The organism is Paenibacillus uliginis N3/975 (genome assembly GCF_900177425.1).
Classification (GTDB): domain Bacteria; phylum Bacillota; class Bacilli; order Paenibacillales; family Paenibacillaceae; genus Paenibacillus_AQ; species Paenibacillus_AQ uliginis.
In genome coordinates this window covers 5,212,114-5,232,374 of record NZ_LT840184.1, presented here as the reverse complement: position 1 = coordinate 5,232,374, position 20,261 = coordinate 5,212,114, and the positions used below count along the sequence as shown (strand labels likewise).

Here is a 20,261-nt window from a genome sequence, read left to right as displayed (position 1 = left end):
AATTTTGGTATTATATTTATTGGAATACGAATAATTAAGGTTATTTTTTAAATTATTGTTCGGTTTTAAAACACTTTATACATTGATGCAGAAATTACACTTACTATAAATGAAGTGTTGATGTATGGGAATGGAGCTAAGATGAAGAAGAATATTTACTTTAATCACGATGGCGGCGTTGATGATTTAATTTCGTTATTTTTGCTACTGCAAATGGACAATGTTGAGTTGACGGGAGTTTCGGTCATTCCAGCGGATTGTTACTTAGAACCAGCTATGTTTGCAAGCCGTAAAATTATTGATCGTTTCGGTAACGGTGGTGTGGATGTAGCAGAGTCCAATTCTCGTGGGAAGAATCCTTTTCCAAAGGACTGGCGTATGCATGCGTTCTATGTTGACGCACTACCGCTTCTCAATGAATCTGGTAAAGTCATTACTCCAGTAGCGGACAAGCCGGCACATCTTCATATTATAGAAACGTTACGTGCAACGGAAGGAAAGACGACTTTGCTATTTACAGGTCCGCTTACTGACCTTGCTCGTGCATTAGATATCGATCCTACGATCGAAGAAAAAGTAGAACGCCTTGTGTGGATGGGTGGTACATTCCGTGAAGAAGGAAATGTGCATGAGCCTGAGCATGATGGAACAGCAGAGTGGAATGTATTCTGGGACCCTGAAGCAGCTGCTCGTGTATGGGAAAGCGGGATCGAGATTGATTTAGTAGCACTAGAAAGCACAAATCAGGTACCACTTACACTAGATGTTCGTGAGCGCTGGGCTTCAGAACGCAAGCATATCGGTGTTGATTTCCTTGGCCAATGCTACGCGATGGTGCCGCCGCTTGTTCACTTCTCGACGAACTCAACATACTATCTGTGGGATGTATTAACGACAGCGTTTGTTGGCAAAAGCGATCTGGTTAAGGTGCAGACGGTGAACAGCATTGTGCTTACAGAAGGTGCAAGCCAAGGCCGAACCGCTGAAACGGCTGACGGACGTCCGGTAAATGTCGTTTATGACGTGGATCGGGATGCATTCTTTGATTACATGACAGAATTGGCGAAAAAAGCAACAGAGAGGGTTTCATAATGTCAGACAAAAAGCGAGTTATTATTGATACCGACACAGCAGGCGATGATACGATTGCCATTTTAACAGCACTTCATTATTTTCAAGTAGAAGGCATTATGATGACGGGTGGTAATGTCCAGTTCGATCAACAGGTTGAAAATGCACTTTACACCGTTCAAGTAGCTGGGAAAAGTGGACAAGTTCCTGTTTATAAAGGGCATGAGCGCCCATTGATGGGTCTAGGTCAAAAAGAGCATCGTACGGTTGAGGATGTGCATGGTAAGGATGGAATGGGGGATTCGTTTTTTGAAAAAGCGATTCAGTCTCCTGAAAAAGGACATGCCGTCGATTTTCTTATTGATGCCGTTCACAAAAATCCTGGAGAGATCCATCTAATAGCGATTGCGCCGTTAACGAATATTGCAATGGCGATTAAGAAGGACCCGACCATTGTACCCCAAATACCGCATCTTTATATTATGGGCGGCACGAACAATGCGCTAGGAAATATTACGCCGAGTGCGGAGTACAATTTCTACGTTGATCCTGAAGCAGCTAAAATTGTCCTTCATTCGGGCATTCCAATCACCATGGTTGGTTGGGAAATGTGTACAGAGTATTCCATTATGGATGATAACGATCATGCAGAGATCGAAGCTCTGGCGACAAAAGGCGCGAAGTTTTTCAAAGATGTCAACAAAGTCGTTATGAGATTTAATAAAACGGTACATAGACTAAATGGCACAACACATCCAGATACGTTGCTCGCAGCAGTAGCAGCGGATGAGAAGATTATGACGAAGTCTAATCTATATCACGTTGATATTGAGACCGTTGGCGAGCTGACAAGAGGCTATAGCCTTGTAGATATTAACCATCGTTTGGAACGCACTCGCAATGTTCGCGTCTGTGAAGCGATTGATCGCAATGCTTTTAAAGAGATGCTATTTGAAGTATTGAAATCTATTAACTAATGCATGAAAATAGTCGTCTTCTGAAATGGAGAGCGGCTATTTCCAGCCCTTTCACTTTTACATTCCGGGTCACTGCACATGAAGAAAGGATATGTATATGCAATTCATTTGGGGAGTTCTAGGCATCTTAGGCATTTTTTTAATAGCCGTTGCGTTTTCGAAAAACCGTAAGGCGATCAATCCGAGAACGGTCATTGGCGCGTTTGCGATTCAGTTCATTTTTGCATTGATCGTATTAAAATGGGAATTTGGTAAAAAAATTCTCGAATACTTGGCAGCCGTCGTTCAAAGCATCATAGATTCTACAAATGCAGGAATTCAGTTCTTGTTTGGCGGGATACTAGGTGCAGAAAATGCAGGCTTCACGTTCGCTTTACAAGTATTGCCGATTATTATCTTCTTCTCTTCCTTAATATCGGTTCTTTACTATCTTGGAATTATGCAGTGGGCTACGAAAATTATTGGTGGATTTTTAGCAAAGGTGCTCAAAACGAGTGAAACGGAATCCATGTCAGCGGCTGCGAATATTTTCCTAGGTCCGACAGAAGCGCCACTTGTCATCAAGCCTTACATCGAGAAAATGACCAAGTCAGAGTTGTTTGCTGTTATGGTAGGCGGACTGGCGTGCGTTTCTGGTTCTGTTCTAGGTGGATACGCTATGCTTGGTGTTCCTATTGAATATTTGCTTGCAGCAGCATTCATGGGAGCTCCGGGTGGTTTGCTAATGGCTAAATTATTGGTTCCTGAAACAGAGCATCAAATTAGAGTTGATCGTGTTGAAATGATTAAAGACACGGAGTCCAGAAATGTCATCGATTCCGCTGCTCGCGGGGCTTCGGAAGGGCTAAAAATGGCTGCCGGTGTTGGTGCACTGCTGCTGGCGTTTATATCGCTTATCTTCTTAGTAAACACGATTATTGGCTGGTTTGGCGGCATATTTGGTTTAGAAGCGCTGACGCTGGAGCAAATTTTAGGCTATCTGTTTGCGCCGATTGCCTTTATGATCGGTGTTCCATGGGATGAAGCCCTACAAGCTGGATCTTTCATCGGTCAAAAGTTTGTGCTAAACGAATTTGTAGCGTACACTTCTTTTGCACCTGAGATTGCTAATTTGTCTCCAAAAACCGCCGTAATTATTAGTTTTGCACTTTGCGGCTTTGCCAATCTAGCTGCGATTGCACTGATCATTGGAGGTTTGGGCGGGATTGCTCCTTCAAGAAGACAAGATATCGCTGAGATGGGCTTACGTGCGGTTATTGCAGCAACATTAGCTAACCTATTGAGCGCAGCTATTGCCGGGATGCTCATTTAGATCAGATGATCGACTGAGACGTATAAATAAAATAGAGGGTATGAAACAACGGCGGTGTAAGGTTCTAATCTTGCACCGCGCATGTTCACACTGTCTACTTAACACATATTGAGAGCATTTTTCTATTGAAGGTTTTTGTGGAGCAGGGGGGCTCCAGCATGTGTAAAATCGTTTAAGATTAGTAGCGGTGAACCGTATCATATAAGTGACGGCGAAAAATTGGGGTGTGGGGGAGAAGTGCAGAGAATGTTGTAGGAAGGTGTATTAGAGTGATACTTGAGCCTCTAAGACAACCTTTGGTTTTAGGGGCTGTTTCTAGAATGCCGGGGCTTAACCCGGAGCTTTTAGCGGGCCCGATGCTCCTGCGATGGGCGAAGTGGTCTAAGGGACCTTGTTCGCTCCGGCATCCAGCCTATCAGGCCTGCTCCCTCCGCCTCAAGCCGCTATACTGTGACTTAAATCTTGCATTGTTTCGCCGCATTCAGTTTGGATTTGACTCATGACCATTTCGCGGCCTGCATGTTCTTTTTTCTTTGCGGGAATTTAAGAACTTGCATGAGTTTATTTCGTCCCCGCTTGCGATCTTCCAATAACCGCTTGACTCCCTGAATCAGAAGCTTGTATCTCATTTCGTCGTCGTGGCTAAGTTGCAAAATGGCTTCTTCGGTTTGTCATATTTAGAAATTATTCAGAACAACATGGTACGCTTAAACAAAATCAGAAAAGGACAGTGGGCTGGTAAGTGAACAAGAATTACTTCGAAGAGATGCACCAACTTACGTGTGACCGACCTTTAGTAAGGGTGTTATATTCCTGTTATGAGAATCGTTAAGTTTCATAAAGGTATAAAGAAATCCTCGTACGTAAATGTTGATCTCTACCAGCTCTTACTTTTTTCGACGATAGACCCGTTAAGCTGAACCGTATCACAAGTGATGGTAAAACATATTAGACACGAGATTGTACTTGACAGTTACTACATAAGCAAGCTATTAAGAGAACCGTATCACAAGTAGTGGCAAAGCGGAGAATGGAATTGATGGTAGAGACTGCGATACTGAATCTGTGGATTGGGGCTTAGGTATAACCATACTCGATACACGTGGAGTGCTGTGTGTTGTTGGTGAGAACTTAGTGATTTAGAGCTGCATTTAATTGTATAAAAATGTTAAAAGGTGATGAACAATGTCTGATTGAGTTTCGGGGTTTTCCCGGACAAAGGAAAAGCACCTTCGCTAATGGTTCAGCGGAAGGGGCTATACTTAAAAAATGCTTGTCGGTCTTCGACCGGCAGGTGGGCTCGGTGTCGAGCTCCCTCTTCAGGTCGTTTAGGCGACCCGCGAACAAGCTGGCGGTCGATCTCGTCCATCTCATACAGCCTGAGGTACGCTTCTTCTCTTCGTAGAATCGTCCATGTGAGAGAACTGTATGGTCTTGCGGCGGGCAAGGTTTGTTCCTGCATGTATGCCAACACGCATCGGTCGGCTTCATTGCAGTCTCCCTATCACCGATATTTTCGTTTTAATCCATAATTTCAGTAGTCCTTTTTTACCATGCTAGATTCAAGTTTCGATGTTATACTATACAAAATTCAATAAAAATTTGCGAAAATATGTAAAATTGGGTCTTTTTAGGAGGATTATGGGGAAACAAAAGGGCGAAACTATTATCCTTATTCCATCGCTTGAACCAGACGAGAGACTATTGTCCTATGTACAGGAATTGCGAGAATACGGCCTTATGAATATTGTTATTGTGGACGACGGCTCTGGTGAGGAGTACCAGTCGATTTTTAGGGAGCTCAGTGAGAACGGTTGTATCTTGCTGCGGCATACGGAAAATCAAGGGAAGGGCGCTGCACTCAAGACTGGCTTTCAGTATATCGAACAGCAGTTTGATGAGGTTTCCTCCGTTGTAACTGCAGATTCAGACGGACAGCACGCTGCAGAGGATGTATACCGGCTTGCCAAAGAAGCGCAACGCCATCCTGACGCGCTGGTTCTAGGGGTAAGGAACTTCAGTGAGGGAGGAATACCGCCCAAGTCTTTGCTGGGCAATCGGATTACCTCCATTATTTTTGCCATGCTGTACGGCAAGCGGCTGTCAGATACCCAGACAGGGCTTCGTGCCTTCGGCCCCCAGCTGCTTGCATTTATGCAAGGCGTTCACGGCTCCCGATTTGAATACGAGCTGCAGATGCTCATCTCCTGTATCCAGTCTGGCATACCGATTCATACCCTGCCGATTCAAGTCATTTATGAAAATGGAAATGCGGGGACTCATTTTAAAGCGATCCGGGACAGCGCCCGGGTGATGAGTGTTCTGTTCTCCAATTTCGTGCGATTTATTTCCTCTTCGATTGCCAGTGCTGCAGTTGATATAGGAATCGCATGGTTTTTGATCGACTTTTTGCGGCCGATGTTGGGCCAGCATGACTATGTAAGGATTCTATTGGCCACGGTGATTGCAAGAATCATTTCCATTATGGTCAACTATTTGCTGAATAAGCACTTTGTATTCCACAAAGAGGATACCCAGGGAAGTCTATGGCGCTATTTGATGCTATGCGCGTTCGTGATCTTGCTTTCCAGTACCGGGGTATATTTGATCCATACGATTTTCTTCATGAGTGAGAAAATAGCGAAAATCGTCTGTGATGCCTTGCTGTTCCTGCTCAGTTTTCAGATGCAGCGGCGGTGGGTATTTGCAGCAAGGAGGCAGCGGCTTTAGTGCTAAACAAAAAGCGGCAAAATGTTCTGTTTGTCGTCACGATGATCCTAATGTCTATTTATTTGCTATGGCGCATGATTTTTACGCTGCCATGGGATCAAGGTTTTTTGAACATGGTTTTCGGTATCCTGCTGATTGTGGCTGAAACGGTAACGGTGCTGACTACCTTTGAATTGTTTTTTCAGAAGATGCAAAAGGAACGTACACAGCTTAGCTTTCCAACCATTCCGCCGGAGCATTATCCAGATGTAGATGTATTCATTGCCACGCACAATGAGCCGGTCGATCTGTTGTATAAAACCGTCAATGCCTGTACGTTTATGGATTATCCGGACAAACAGAAGGTTCATATTTATTTGTGTGACGATGGAGGACGGCCTGAGGTTGAGGAGCTTGCTAGACAGTTTGGCGTCGGGTATCTTGGCTTTCCCGGAAACACGGAGGCCAAATCTGGCAACTTGAACAATGCACTGAGCAAAACCTCCTCCCCGCTCATTGCAACCTTTGATGCTGACATGATTCCGCAGCACACCTTTCTGATGAAGACCGTTCCGTATTTCCTGCTCTCCAAGTTTATAGAGGAAAATGGGCAATGGCGGCTTCGCCGAGAGGATGAATTGGATGAAAAATTTAAGCTGGGGCTGGTTCAGACCCCTCAGAGCTTCTACAATCCGGATCTATTCCAATTTAACCTTTATGCAGAGCAGGAAATTCCTAACGAGCAGGATTTCTTCTCAAGAGAGGTTAATATTTTGCGTAATGCCTCCAATGCGGTGGCTTATACAGGGAGCAATACGGTCATTTCCCGGAAAGCTATGGAGGAAATCCATGGTTTTCCGCTGAAAACGATCACCGAGGATTTTGAGACGAGCGTCCGCTTGCAGCAAGCGGGCTATATTACTTATGCAACCCAGGAGGTTCAGGCCGCCGGGCTGACCACGACAACGATCCAGAGCATGATTAAGCAGCGCACCCGCTGGGCAAGGGGCATTATTCAAAGCTTGCAGAATACCCGCGCTATCTTTTCCAAGAAGCTTCCCTTCTGGACGAGAGTTACTTACTTGAGCAGCTACTTGTACTGGTGGTCCTTTTTTAATCGGTTGATTTTCATTATGGCTCCCATTTTATTTGCGCTATTTGACTTCCAAATTGTAAATACTAGCTTTTGGGAAATTTTAATATTTTGGCTTCCGTCCTATTTTTGCTACAGTATGTCGATGCGTTATCTGTCAAGCAATATTCGAAATCAGCGCTGGAGTCAAGTCATTGATACCATATTTATGCCGTATCTGATTGTGCCTGTCTTCCTTGAAACCTTGGGCATCCATGAAAGAAAATTCAAGGTTACGAACAAAAACAAGGCCGCCGGCCGAAAATGGATGTCGTCCCTGTTGTATGCAATTCCGCATATCATCCTTCTTCTTCTTTCGGTTGCGGCAGTGGTCCGGTTTGTGCATGGCAAGTACGGCTTAGCTCTGTTCTACAGCAGTATCATCATTTTTTGGCTGATTTATAATATGATTGCATTATTTTACGCCCTATTCTTCATGATCGGCCGCCGCGCTTATCGTGAGACAGAGCGTATTCGGGCACAAGAGGATGTAACAATCCACTACAAAGCTAACAACCTGCACAATCAGGCCCAGACCGTAGATGTATCCGAGCAAGGCATTGCCCTATATGTCTCGTATCCTATTTACTTGCCGCAACAGACTAAGATCTCTTTGGTCGTGAAAACCGAGCGCTATGAGGCGAATCTCGATGCAGTCATCGTCTATGTGAAAAAGGACGGAGAGGGCTGGCGCTATTCTGCAAAGGTTCAGCCGGTCAATGAGAGGGATAAACGCCAATACATGCAAATCATTTATGACCGAAAACATTCTTTGCCAGAGCAGATGAATCTTTGGGATACGGCTTATGACGATATGCTTCGCAATGTGAAAAAGCGTATTGTCCAACCCAGATCGGATAAGAGAAAAATGCCTCGGATCCGACTTCAGCTTCCGATCGTTTTTACAAATGGTGCTAGCTGTACGCTACGCAGCTTCAATTACCGTTTCTTTTCCGCCTCTGGCTTCCAAGGCGATATTTCGGCAGGGGCTTTGGTTACTTTTTATACAAAAAATAATATTGAAGTCATTTTGCAGCATACAGGAAAAACTACAGCCGGTCATCACGAGGTGCTTCTCTCGGTTGAGAATATCGACGATATTGTGGAGCGCGGCCTTATAGATCAACTGTTGGATGATTTGATCCATCCGCATTCCGAGAGTTTCACTAGAGAGGGTTAGGAGAGATAGAGATGCTGATTATGCTTCAACTTTTGATGGGAGTTTTATTGGTATTCTCCTTTCTTGGTTACTTGCTTATTGTTCGGAAGACACTTTCACTACAATGGGAGTTCATCCCTGTATTCGTGTTCTCATCGATTGCCTGCATTGTTTTTTTTAGCGGTTTGGCAGGGCAGCTCTTTATGGGGAGCCTTGCCGTTATGGTCCTGGGCCTGCTTGCGTTTGTTGTGATCGCGTTTCTCTGGCTGCGCCAAGGGGCTTCATTCCGCATTTCCTTTTCCATATCCCAGCTTTGTTTTCTCGTAGGAAGCTTCATTTTTCTGCTGGTGCTTTTCCAGAACAAATTGACGCACTACGATAATTTTTCCCACTGGGCTATCGTTTTGAAGCAGATGTTAAGTACGGACGCCTTTCCGACGCCAGACTCCAATCTCATTGATTTTAAAAATTATCCGCTTGGCGTCTCGTCTTTTCTCTATTATGTCTGCCGTTTCGCGGGACATTCCCAATCCGTTATGCTATTGGCGCAAGGGCTGCTTATCTTCTCCTGTTTTTATGCCATGTTCGGCATCGTTTCCGAAAAGAAGCGCTTTCTTCTGTATGCTTTTCTCGGACTCGGCTTATCTACGCTTTCTTTTTTCAATATTACGATCCGCATCACCAATCTGTTGGTGGACTTCTTGCTCCCGATATATGCACTAGCGATCTTGGCAGTTGTCTATCAGTATCGTAATGATATGAAGCGAGCATGCATTGTCGTTCTCCCGCTGGTGGGGTTGCTGACAGTCGTTAAAAGCACCGGTATTATTTTTGCGGCCATCGGCCTGATCTTTCTAGTGTATACATGGCTAACTCATGGGCAAAAGTCCGGTTGGAAACCTGCGCTCGCTGTGGTGGGAACGATCTGCGGCGCACTAATTCCTTACTTCGGCTGGAGCTGGCGAATGGCGACGGTGTTCCAGGGGGTAGATAACAAGTTCGATGTTGCTGCCTCCGGTTTGCAGATCGGAAAGACTCCGGAGCAGATGCGTGAGATTATTTCGCTATTTCTAAGATCTAGTACCGACCTTACGACACGGCCGGTGATCGGGATTGTTATCTTTCATCTTGTAGCGATCGCAGCTTCTGTATTTGCGGTAGTTGTGTTGAAGAAGAAGTGGAACTTGTGGAAAGCACTGATTGCTCTGGATATCGTACTGTTACTGTACTATGCAGGGATTCTGGCGCTGTACCTCTACTCGATGCCGCTGGATGAGGCGATTAGGCTGGCAGGCTTTGAGCGTTATGCATCGAGCATAGTGGTGCTGTTTGCCGGCGGGCTGGTGCTGTGCGCTGCGATAGACCTGGAGCGTTCATTCCACTATAAAATCGGTGAAGTGCCCGATTATCGTGCATTTAAGAGTTTCGAGACGAAAGGCTATTATCAAAAAGGAATTATAGCCTGTATAGCTATTGCAGCCACCATCCTTTTATCGGAATACAATGGTATCGTCTCCATCGCCAAAAGCTACGATACGACGCTTCCGCACAAGATTTATGCGGTTACCGGTGATCGGTGGTACAAAGGTGGCCAGGAGGATAACCACAGATATCTCTTCTACGCCTCGGACAGGGATCAGCAGGTCACGAACTATTACATGCAATACGTCGGGAAGTATTTTTTGTATGCCCCAAAAGTGGACGGGATTGTGTTGTTCTATGAGGACAACATGGACAATCTTCTGAGCGGCTACGATTATCTGGTCGTTGTGGAGACGGATTCCGACGCAAAGCGGTTGTTGAAAAAGCATTATGGCGTTGACATGCAGGAGGGTATCTACAAAATTACCCGTTCCGGGGATCAGATCGTTCTTACGCTGCAATGAGGACATAATCGTAATGGAATCCTGTTCTGGTCAGGTGGATCCATCATGCAGAAAGAGGAAGAGGCTAGCTGATATGTGGATAGTTTTAATGTGATTTCAAGTAAATACTACTAAATTAGAAATTGCTTCCATCAACAATCTGGGGTAAGATGGAAATATCTTTCTTTGAAGGGAGTGAGCGGCATGAAACGCCGGGCTATTACTACAACTGTTAATTTTAAGGTGATTCTTAACTGAATATTGTGGGCAGACACTAGGTCTGCCACTCTTTAAGGATTGTACTGCTCATTTTTTCTTCTAAAAGAGAGGGTTTATTTGCTTATGGTTTTTTACCCTCCAATAAGGATTAAGTAGACCGCAGACATAGCCTGCGGTCTTTTTGCGCGCAAAAAAAGGTTACTGGAGGTAGATATATCAATGAAATCATTGCAGTCAATGGGCTGGGATTCATTCTTTTTTGAACAATTGATACCGTCTAAACATAACAAATATATACCGGCAAAGGTTGTATCTCAGCATAATGATCGATACCATCTTGTTTCGGAGCAAGGGGATTTCACAGCGAAGGTTACAGGTAAATTTCGTTTTAAAGCAAATCACCTTAGAGATTATCCTGTAGTTGGAGATTTTGTGCTGGCAGAGCACATTGAAGAGTCAAACCATGCCTTGATTCATATGGTTCTACAAAGGAAAAATTGTTTCTCAAGGAAAGCCCCGATATCTGGGGGGAGAAAAATGAAGAACGGTGTTATTGAAGGTGGTATAACCGAGGAACAGGTAATCGTATCCAACATTGATACAGTATTTATTATGTGCGGGATGGACGGAAACTTTAACATATCAAGAATTGAACGATATATGACGCTTGCTAAGCATCAAAGGCTAGAAATAGTCATTCTGCTCAACAAGATTGACTTGTGCGACAAGCCCGAAGAGTATTTGTCTCAGGTAAATGAAATAGCTGGTGGTTCACTTGTGTTGCCAATAAGTGCCGCTAACAAAATTGGATTTGATCCAATTTTGAATTACATGGTCGAAGGCAAAACGATTGTATTTCTCGGGTCGTCAGGCGTTGGGAAATCTACCTTGCTTAATTCCCTTCTTGAACAGGAAGTGCAGACAACAAATCAAACAAGTAATTATTCTGGTAAGGGCAAGCATACAACAACTCACAGACAGTTGTTCTTTCATCACTCGGGATGTATGATCGTGGATACTCCGGGTATGAAAGAACTGCAATTGTGGGCAGAGAACGGTGATCTTGATTCGGTATTTACAGATGTCGTGGATATTGTCGCCCAATGTAAATTCTCGAATTGTACTCACAGAACAGAGCCGGATTGTGCGGTTCAATCAGCTATTGATAGCGGAGTGATATCACGGGAGCGTTATGAACGCTATCTAACTCAACAAAGGGAATTGAGCCGATTGAAGGAAAAGAAAAAAGAATACATGCAGAAGTATAGCAAGAGAAGTAAGCGCTGAACTGATAAATATGAATGATGCTTATGAAAAATTGGAATTACGATGATTGAGAGAGAAATTGCCAAAGGGTTTAGAAGAAGAATCCATTTGTTTTGGCAAGGAACTCTAGGGCAATTGATGAAAACGACTCCTGTATAGGGAGTCGTTTTCAGGTATAGGTCGAATGAACTCCACCACCGATCTGTCGGTTATTGAGCTACAATGACTTTGTCAATTAGCCCGTATGCCTTTGCTTCGTGGGCGTCCATAAAGTTATCTCTGTCGGTATCTCTTTCAAGTTTCTCAAGTGCTTGCCCCGTTTGTTGAGCCAATATGTGGTTTATCTTACTTCTCAATCGAATAATACGTTTGGCGCTTATTTCTATATCCGTTGCTTGACCTCGTGCTCCGCCGAGAGGTTGGTGAATCATGACTTCACTGTTAGGAAGTGCAAGCCGTTTTCCTTTTGCTCCGTTTGCCAATAAAAAAGCACCCATTGAAGCCGCCATACCAACACATAGAGTTGTTACGTCAGCTTTCACTAACTGCATTGCATCATAAATCCCCATACCTGCAGTAATTGAGCCGCCTGGCGAGTTAATATACATGTTTATATCCTTCTCCGAATCAGTAGCATCTAAATAAAGAAGCTGTGATATAACGCTGTTTGCAACCTCGTCAGTAATTTCGCCGGACACAAATAGGATTCGGTCTTGCAAGAGCCTTGAGTAAATATCGTAGGCTCTTTCGCCCCTAGAGGATTGTTCGACAACGTAAGGAATTAGATTCATAGTTACGCTCCCATCCTTTTTAGTAATCGACACGGTATTTCTTTTCTAAATATGAAAACTCATTATCCCTTGTTTCCAAAACCTTTGGTTGAATGAATAAGACATTTGTTTCTTCATTATTGGGTGGGTTATTGGTATTACTTAATTCTTTAATTCGTTCTACAACTTGTTCGTCAATCTCGACCATATCCATTTCATTTTCATTCACTAAATGAATTGGAATTTCCTTGCTTACCGAGGTTTCGCGTGAAAACAAGGTCACAGAAATTGTCATTTCACCACATGCAATTGCGTTTTGGGTGAAGATTTCTATCATAACCTCTTTGTCCTGTACATCAAGGACAATTTGTTCTCGTTCATTCTCAACATAACCATTGAGGTTACGTGAGCGATAAACGCCATTCGGAAGCTGGATGTCGAGTTCCGATTTTTGAGATTCGACTTTTTCATCTCGAAGTATCTGTATCCATAAATGATTCATTCCTTCTTCGTTCTCCATCAATGACTTGGCTAATTTAATTTCAAGCATCATTGATTTTCACCCCTCAATGCCTGAGATACCGAATCAATAACTTTTTGTTTTAATTCTGCAGAAATCCGAGGGCTTATCGTTATTATGACATCATCCGTTATTTTCAGTGTTTCGTTTTCAATAATTCGGCTAGGTTCATACAGTGTCATTTGTTGACTGATTTTTTCAATATCCTCCAAGGAAAGTTTCTTCAATGTTTCCTGAATGGAGGCCAATGTTTCGCCAGTTCTTGATAAGGTGATAATAGCGCGAAAGTAGTGAATGTGATTATCCGTGTAAACCCTCTTATTACCGACTAATTCAAGGGGCGGTACCATACCAATCTGCGTGTAATACCTTACTGTTCGCAAATTCATGCGTGGGTCGTCTTGTTGGAGAACTTCTGCTATTTGTTTAGCGGTATAGCTATTCATGACACACCTCCAATGACATTTAACTGTTACTGTTACACTATAGTGTATTGTTTACAGTTTACTGTAACGTTATTCAATTGTCAATTTAGTGTGTATTGATTACAATGACAACTAAATAAAAAAGCCCACCCTAAGGTGAGCTGTGAAACCGTACCAAGAGGTAGATGGACAATAATTAGTGAATACTGCCACATCGAAGGACTGCCTATTTACGCAACCTACACATGTGGAGTGTTGCTCACTGTTGGTAGGAAAGACTATATAATGCTATAAGTTCTTGTCCTCGAAATACTCTTGATATTGGCTTGGCGTAACGTGGGCGTACTTTTTGAAGATACTAATAAAGTACTTGTAGTCACTAAAGCCGATATCTTGAGCGATTGTATATACCTTGTTATCCCCTGATTTCAGTAAATCTATCGATTTTTGGATGCGATAGCGGTTGAGAAACTCATTGAACGTATAGCTTGTCTCTGCCTTGAATTTTTGGTTCAAGTAATAGGCGCTTAAGCCAAGCTCCTCAACGAGGTCATGGATGCTGACTTTCTTTGCATAGTTCTCCTGTACATAGGCGATCATTTTGGATACGTATTTAGATGTTTTTGTTTCTTTCTCTAAAAATTTGCTGTTAATAATCTCTTCTTTTTCTTGCGGATGATTAGAGATGATTTCATATTTGCGTATTAAATCCACTTTTGCTTTGGCAGATTCCAGTGCTGTAACCAACTGATCATCCTCTAATGGCTTCACTAAAAATTCAGTTACGCCTAACTGGAGTGCTTGCTTGGCGAGATGAAATTCATTATAGCCTGAAATAATAATGCTGCTGAAGGTATGCTTCTGCAGCCCCTCTCTAATCATCGAGATGCCATCCATAATCGGCATGTTGATGTCCGATATGACAATATCCGGCTTAAGCTTACAGATCTTCTCATAGCCATCTTGCCCGTTAAGCGCTTCTTCAATGACGATACAATCGTATTTAAGCCAATCAATGCTGAATCGTATCCCCCTGCGAATCATATCTTCATCTTCAACAAGCAGAACTTTAAACATGATATCCACTCCATTCGTAAGGAATTGTAAGTGTCACACAGGTGCCTTTTCCTTGCGTGCTGTCAATGTGGATGCCGGATTCTTCACCATATAGAAGCACTAAACGACGATGAACGTTGTATAGCCCGATATGCTGCGTAACGTTCGTCTGACTTTGCAAAATCTGATTAACTTCCTGCAACGTCTCTTCACTCATGCCTGGCCCGTTGTCGAGAACCTCAAGAATCAGCTTTCCTGTGGATGGGTAGATCCTAATCTCAATAAGCACATTGGCTTGATTTCGATAGCCATACTTGATAGCGTTTTCGATAATCGGTTGAAGCAGAAGCTTAGGGACATATACATCTTGGGTTTCCTCCGCTACTGAAATCCGATACTCCAGTCGTTCATTGAAACGAATTTGCTGCAACTTCAGGTAATCACGTACATAATTCATATCATCTTTCAGCTGAACACTGCGATCATGTCCGATGCTGTATCTAAGTAGTCTGGATAGAATCATGACGATTTCCTGCGCCTGATTCGCGTCAATCTTAATTGCATAGCGCAGTGTTTCCAGTACATTGAATATAAAATGCGGATGGAACTGTGATTGCAGCTGCTTAATCTCAATAATGGTGCGGAGCTCTAACAGCTCTTTATTTTTCTCCATCAGATCCTTTAATCGATCAAGCATCACATTGTACTCATCACCTAGAATCTCAAACTCGTCATTCGTCTGAATGTCGACATAGCCATTGAAATTCCCTTCGCGCAGCTGTGCCAAAGCATGAATTAATTTATCGATCGATTCAGAATTGCGCGTGGACATTTTGTTGGCCAAGAACTGAATCATGATCCATAGCAGAAGGCTGGCAGCAATAACAAAGAAAGACACCGTATAGTAGGTGTATTGCTCTGATTTGTAGGAATTGAGCGTAATGACTTGAATAGGCGTGTCAGGTATTCGCTTGGAATACATGTAGTACTTGCCATCGTTCAATAAAACATGCCCCTGATTATCGAGCTTAGGGCTGAATTTGTTCAGAACACCTTTAGTAACATTGCTAGTTGTGGCAATAATGGTGTTATGTTCATCGGTGATCATGGCTATCTCATTATTTTGTTCAAAAATAACTTTTTGGATGTCTGATTCGTACAGTTGGTAGATGATATAGCCTATCGTCTGCTTGTCCTTTACGATGGCTTTGCCAAACGTATAGCTCGTATCGCGATCATGCGAATAACGGAAGCTATTCATTTCGGTCAGCGTGTCGCTCGGCCTCTGATCAATCCGATTAATGAGATTGCCAAAAGCAAAGTTGGAATACAGTTCATCTGGCGGAGCGGAACTAGCCAGGAAGATGCCTTCCGTATTGACGATATGGAAAATACTCTTGACCTTCTGATGATTATTGAAATCATAAAACTGGGAGTACACTTTATCACTGCCCAAATGTGTGCTCACATAGTTCATAACAGTAGGGGAGACGGCCATCTGATTAATCTCTTCGTAGTATTGCTGATATACGCCTGCCATGGACTGACTAATGGATTGGGCAGCTTCGGTCGTTTTTTGGGTCAGGTTCATTCTGCCATTAATAATGGTGAAAGCCAAGAACAGTACGATTAAAATGGAAAACGGGATAATCGTATATATTCGAAATAAGTGACGGGTTGATTCCTTGAAATTACGCTTTTTTTTATGTTCCATGTTGCCCTCCACTTACGATAAGCCTCTCATTATACATTATACTTACTCGTTGTTCATAGCAGACAATCCAAATACATCCAAGCCGGTCCTCATGCTGCAGGTACCGACTTGGATGTAAATGAATCTATTGACTTCGAGAGTGAACGCAAGATTCGATGCCGAGTTACTTTCTGTATTACTTCGTGATCAAAAGCGGACTTTTTGAACTACCTCTCTTAAAGTGAGACTTCTTTTTGTCCAGAGAGCTTGAGGAAGACTAGCAGTGACACTACCGTAATCACGGTAAGGATAGTGGACAGTGCTGCCGCAACGCCATAGTTTCCGCGAATGACCTCGGTATAAATGGCAACCGTTACGGTCTTCGTCTTGCCTGTATAAAGAATGATCGAAGTACTTAATTCGGTAATGATGGTAATCCAGCTTAAGATCGCACCGGAGACTACGCCAGCAAGCATCATCGGAAGTGTAATCTTGAAGAACGTCTTCATCTGGGAAGCTCCTAGGCTGATCGCTGCTTCTTCAATACCATCGTTAATCTGATGCAGAATGGCTGCACTCGATCGAATCGTATAAGGCAGACGCCGAATGACGAATGAGATGATCATGATTAAGGCTGTTCCGCTTAGTGCCAGCGGCTTATTGTTAAACGTGATCAATAAGGCAATCCCTAGAATGGAGCCGGGAACGATATAAGGGAACATCGTGAAAATATCAAGCGTGTTCGTTAAAGCATTCTTTCTTCGAACCGTTACATAAGCGATCAGAATCGCTAACAGGATGATGACGACAAGCGACACGATTGCCAGGAAGAACGTGTTCGTAATGACGCCTCCAATATTATTGAAAGCATCCCGATAGCTTTGGAGCGAGAACCCTTTTACAAAGATTCTGCCGTTTGATTTCAGGAAAGAAGTATAGATGACATATAGTTGCGGCAACAGCGCAATTAAAGTATACAGATAGATGACGGCATGAGCCGTAATGTTGCCGAGTCCTTTTTTCTTCTTGGATTCAATTGGATGTAGCGCACTCATCGTAAAGGATTTACGATTGGATACGAATTTTTGAAGCAGGAAGATCGTTGTTGCAAACAGAACGACAATGACACTGATCGCAGCAGCGAAGCCATCATCGCCGCCGACCTCACTGATGAACTCGTTAAAGATCAGTACAGGGACTGTCTTGTACCCTTCACCAATCAGCATCGGTGTACCAAAATCAGCGAGTGCACGCATGAATACGAGCAGGCCGCCTGCAAGCAAGGTTGGCGTAATGAGCGGGAGCAGCACTTTGCGCATTTTGCTGAGGCCCTTATAACCCATGCTTTCTGCAGCTTCCATTAGCGATTGGTCCACATTCTTAAGTGCCCCCGATACATACATGAAGATAAGAGGGACCATCTGCAAGGTTAAGACCACTACTATACCTGTAAAACCGTATATATCAGGCATCGTAATTCCAAATGTGTTACTAACGAATTTGGTAATGACGCCGCTTCTTCCTAACAACAGGATCCAGGAGTAAGCTCCAATGAATGGGGCCGACATCGACGAGATCAGAATCAACACTCGAATGGTTGAATTGCCTTTAATCTTAACCGTTGCCATGATATAGGCCAGCGGCGTTGCGATGATGGCAGCAAGTAATGTTACGCTGACGGTTACTTTAACACTGTTGAACAGGGCATTTAAATAATAGGGTTTACTGAAAAACTTTGTGAAATAGGCGAGTGAAAAGTCGCCTGTCGTGCCGTTGTAAACGCTTTTGAACAACATCGTAAATAAAGGCAGGGCCAGAAAAAGAATGTAGAAAGCGAAGATCAGTAACGAAATGTTGGTCCAGACATCAAATCGTTTGCGCGTCCCCCTCATAGTTGACCGCCCCTTGTATAGTTCAATTCACCTGCAGCATCATAAACATTAATCTTCTCTTTTTTCACCTTCAGATAAATGACTTCACCAGGTTCAAGTATTTGTGTGGATTTCGATTCCTGTGTGATTTCAACACGTTGACCGGACTCCAAATCCACAAAATAATGGGTGTTCTGTCCTAAGAATACGCTGTGTACAATAGTCGCTTTCAGGCCTGTTTGATCCTCGGTCATGATGAACTCTTCAGGCCGAACCGAAATTTTAACATTAAGAGTATTCTGCGCATTCGATGTCGGCACTTGAATGTTAGAGATTTCTTCAGAATAGCCTGAACCGATCTGCAGGTTATAGCTGCCTGCTTCTCGCGTTAAGCTTCCTTCGATAATGTTGGTACGTCCGATAAAGGTAGCAACGAAAACATTCGCAGGACGTTGATAAATTTCTTGTGGCGTACCGAGATGCTGAATCACGCCTGATTTCATGACTGCAATTCGATCGGATACAGCCATAGCTTCTTCCTGATCGTGCGTTACGTAGACGGTTGTAATCCCGACTTCTCTTTGAATGTCTTTAATCGCGTTCCGCATGTCGACACGAAGCTTGGCATCCAGGTTGGATAGAGGTTCGTCCATAAGAAGGACATCTGGTCGTATGACGATCGCTCTGGCTAGTGCAACGCGCTGCTGCTGACCACCGGACAAATTCTTCGGCATGCGATCTTTGAATTGTTCGATTTGAACGACCTTCAAGATGTCATCCACTTTGGAGCTGATTTCAGCTTTGGATAATTTCCGATTCTCAAGTCCGAACGCGATATTTCCTTTAACCGTTAGGTGAGGGAAGATGGCATAGCTCTGAAACACCATCCCGATGTTTCGCTTACCTGGTTCGACCTGATTAATGACACGCTCATTAAAGTTAATCGTTCCGCCTTCAATGCTGTTAAAGCCAGCAATCATGCGCAGAAGTGTTGTTTTGCCGCACCCGGAAGGACCGAGAAGGGTGAAAAATTCACCCTTCTTAATCTCCAGGGACAACTCAGGAATGACGGTTGCATCACCATATTTTTTTACTAAATCTTTAATGGTTATTGTTACGCTCATAGTTGTCACCTAAATTCTTATAGTTTATTTGGTGCTTGTGAATACATCGATGTAACGCTCAACGATTTGGGATTTATGCGAACTTACATAGTCTGTGTCTTCATCAATCATGTTGATATCGGCCAATGGCTTCATGTGATCACCAAGCTTCGTATCTTGGCGAAGCGGACGGTTCGTTAATTGAGTACCAAACGCATCTTGAGCTTCTTGAGACAGAATGAAGTCGATGAATTTCTTGGCATTGTCCATGTGCGGAGCATCTTTGATAATAGCGGATGCCGCATCCAGGAATACTGCGCCTTCTGTTGGATATACAACTTCTACCGGAGCACCGTTCTTTACATAAGTGCTAGAAGGGTCTTCGTAAGTTAGGCCAACCACATATTCACCGTCAGCAACGCTTTTGTGAACGGCACCGGAACCGCTTGCAATTTTACCGTCTAGGTTCTCGATCAATTTGCCAACATAGTCCCAGCCTTTATCATTCTCATAGTCGCCGCCCTTCGCTTTCAGCATATTGGTTAACTGTGCAAAAGCGGAGCTTGAGCTTGCTGGGTCAGCAGAAGCAATTTTCCCTTTAAGCTGCGGGTTGAGCAAATCCTCATAGCTTTCAATTTTAATATCGCCGATGAGGTTTTTGTTCACGAGTAACACACTTCCATCTGAGATATAAGGGGTAGCGAATCCCGAAGTATTGCGATGACCTTCAATTAAATTCTTGTCTTCAGGTGACACGTAAGGCTCGTATAGATCGGCATTTTCACGGTAACCAGCCATGGAACCACCAAACATAACGTCAGCGTAAGGATTCTGTTTCTCGGACTGTAAGCGCTTAACAATTTCGCCTGTTCCAGCCGTTACAAGTTCAACCGTAATCCCCGTCTGCTTCTCGAACATTGGAATGATGGTCTTGATGATCTCTTCGCTATTCGGACTGTAGATGACGAGCTTATTAGATGAACCCGAATCTGACTCACTATTTCCACAACCGCTTAGCGCCCCTACAACTAGCATGCAAGCTATAAGCAACATAGAAAACCTTTTCATTTTTATTCCCCCTGAACTAAGTTTGTTTCGTTGCATGTCTATTGT

15 protein-coding genes are annotated in these 20,261 nt (G+C 43.5%); 7 read left to right on the top strand and 8 right to left on the bottom strand.

Annotated elements, in window-relative coordinates; all coding sequences use genetic code 11:
• The first annotated feature begins 141 nt into the window (after positions 1–141).
• From B9N86_RS24465 to rsgA, 7 genes are all read left to right on the top strand, one after another.
• Complete coding sequence (locus tag B9N86_RS24465; RefSeq protein ID WP_208915700.1) at positions 142–1,092, top strand: nucleoside hydrolase; 951 nt, start codon at positions 142–144, stop codon at positions 1,090–1,092.
• Positions 1,092–2,048: a nucleoside hydrolase gene (locus B9N86_RS24460; RefSeq protein ID WP_208915699.1), complete on the top strand. Its 957-nt coding sequence runs from the start codon at positions 1,092–1,094 to the stop codon at positions 2,046–2,048. The genes B9N86_RS24465 and B9N86_RS24460 overlap by 1 nt, the downstream gene beginning before the upstream one ends.
• A gap of 97 nt (positions 2,049–2,145) precedes the next feature.
• Positions 2,146–3,360 carry a NupC/NupG family nucleoside CNT transporter gene (locus tag B9N86_RS24455; protein WP_208915698.1) on the top strand — a complete coding sequence of 405 codons (1,215 nt, stop codon included), beginning with the start codon at positions 2,146–2,148 and terminating at the stop codon, positions 3,358–3,360.
• 1,641 nt (positions 3,361–5,001) lie between these two features.
• Entirely contained in the window at positions 5,002–6,090 is a 1,089-nt protein-coding gene (locus tag B9N86_RS24450; RefSeq protein WP_208915697.1) for a bifunctional glycosyltransferase family 2/GtrA family protein, read from the top strand.
• The gene (locus B9N86_RS24445; RefSeq protein ID WP_208915696.1) at positions 6,090–8,381 is read left to right on the top strand and encodes a glycosyltransferase family 2 protein; all 2,292 of its coding nucleotides are present in this window, start codon (positions 6,090–6,092) and stop codon (positions 8,379–8,381) included. Before B9N86_RS24450 ends, B9N86_RS24445 begins: the two co-directional genes overlap by 1 nt.
• Positions 8,382–8,392: 11 nt before the next feature.
• Entirely contained in the window at positions 8,393–10,246 is a 1,854-nt protein-coding gene (locus tag B9N86_RS24440) for a hypothetical protein (RefSeq protein ID WP_210190612.1), read from the top strand.
• Positions 10,247–10,663: 417 nt separating this feature from the next.
• Positions 10,664–11,731 carry a ribosome small subunit-dependent GTPase A gene (rsgA, locus tag B9N86_RS24435; protein ID WP_208915694.1) on the top strand — a complete coding sequence of 356 codons (1,068 nt, stop codon included), beginning with the start codon at positions 10,664–10,666 and terminating at the stop codon, positions 11,729–11,731.
• Between the two features lie 188 nt (positions 11,732–11,919).
• On the opposite strand, the gene clpP is transcribed toward rsgA, so the two are convergent.
• The 8 genes from clpP to B9N86_RS24395 form a co-directional block, all read right to left on the bottom strand.
• Positions 11,920–12,501, bottom strand: a complete 582-nt coding sequence (clpP, locus tag B9N86_RS24430) for an ATP-dependent Clp endopeptidase proteolytic subunit ClpP (RefSeq protein WP_208915693.1) — start codon at positions 12,499–12,501, stop codon at positions 11,920–11,922.
• A gap of 19 nt (positions 12,502–12,520) precedes the next feature.
• A complete protein-coding gene (locus B9N86_RS24425; protein ID WP_208915692.1) occupies positions 12,521–13,033 on the bottom strand; it encodes a hypothetical protein in 513 nt (170 codons plus the stop codon).
• Positions 13,030–13,446, bottom strand: a complete 417-nt coding sequence (locus B9N86_RS24420) for a MerR family transcriptional regulator (protein WP_208915691.1) — start codon at positions 13,444–13,446, stop codon at positions 13,030–13,032. Before B9N86_RS24420 ends, B9N86_RS24425 begins: the two co-directional genes overlap by 4 nt.
• A 267-nt stretch (positions 13,447–13,713) precedes the next feature.
• Positions 13,714–14,502, bottom strand: a complete 789-nt coding sequence (locus B9N86_RS24415; RefSeq protein ID WP_208915690.1) for a response regulator transcription factor — start codon at positions 14,500–14,502, stop codon at positions 13,714–13,716.
• Complete coding sequence (locus B9N86_RS24410; RefSeq protein WP_208915689.1) at positions 14,495–16,195, bottom strand: sensor histidine kinase; 1,701 nt, start codon at positions 16,193–16,195, stop codon at positions 14,495–14,497. Before B9N86_RS24410 ends, B9N86_RS24415 begins: the two co-directional genes overlap by 8 nt.
• Before the next feature lie 215 nt (positions 16,196–16,410).
• Complete coding sequence (locus B9N86_RS24405; protein WP_208915688.1) at positions 16,411–18,066, bottom strand: ABC transporter permease; 1,656 nt, start codon at positions 18,064–18,066, stop codon at positions 16,411–16,413.
• Complete coding sequence (locus tag B9N86_RS24400) at positions 18,063–19,169, bottom strand: ABC transporter ATP-binding protein (protein WP_208915687.1); 1,107 nt, start codon at positions 19,167–19,169, stop codon at positions 18,063–18,065. Before B9N86_RS24400 ends, B9N86_RS24405 begins: the two co-directional genes overlap by 4 nt.
• 24 nt (positions 19,170–19,193) lie before the next feature.
• Positions 19,194–20,216 (bottom strand): ABC transporter substrate-binding protein, encoded by a 1,023-nt coding sequence (locus tag B9N86_RS24395; protein ID WP_208915686.1) that lies wholly within the window; start codon positions 20,214–20,216, stop codon positions 19,194–19,196.
• Positions 20,217–20,261: the final 45 nt, after the last annotated feature.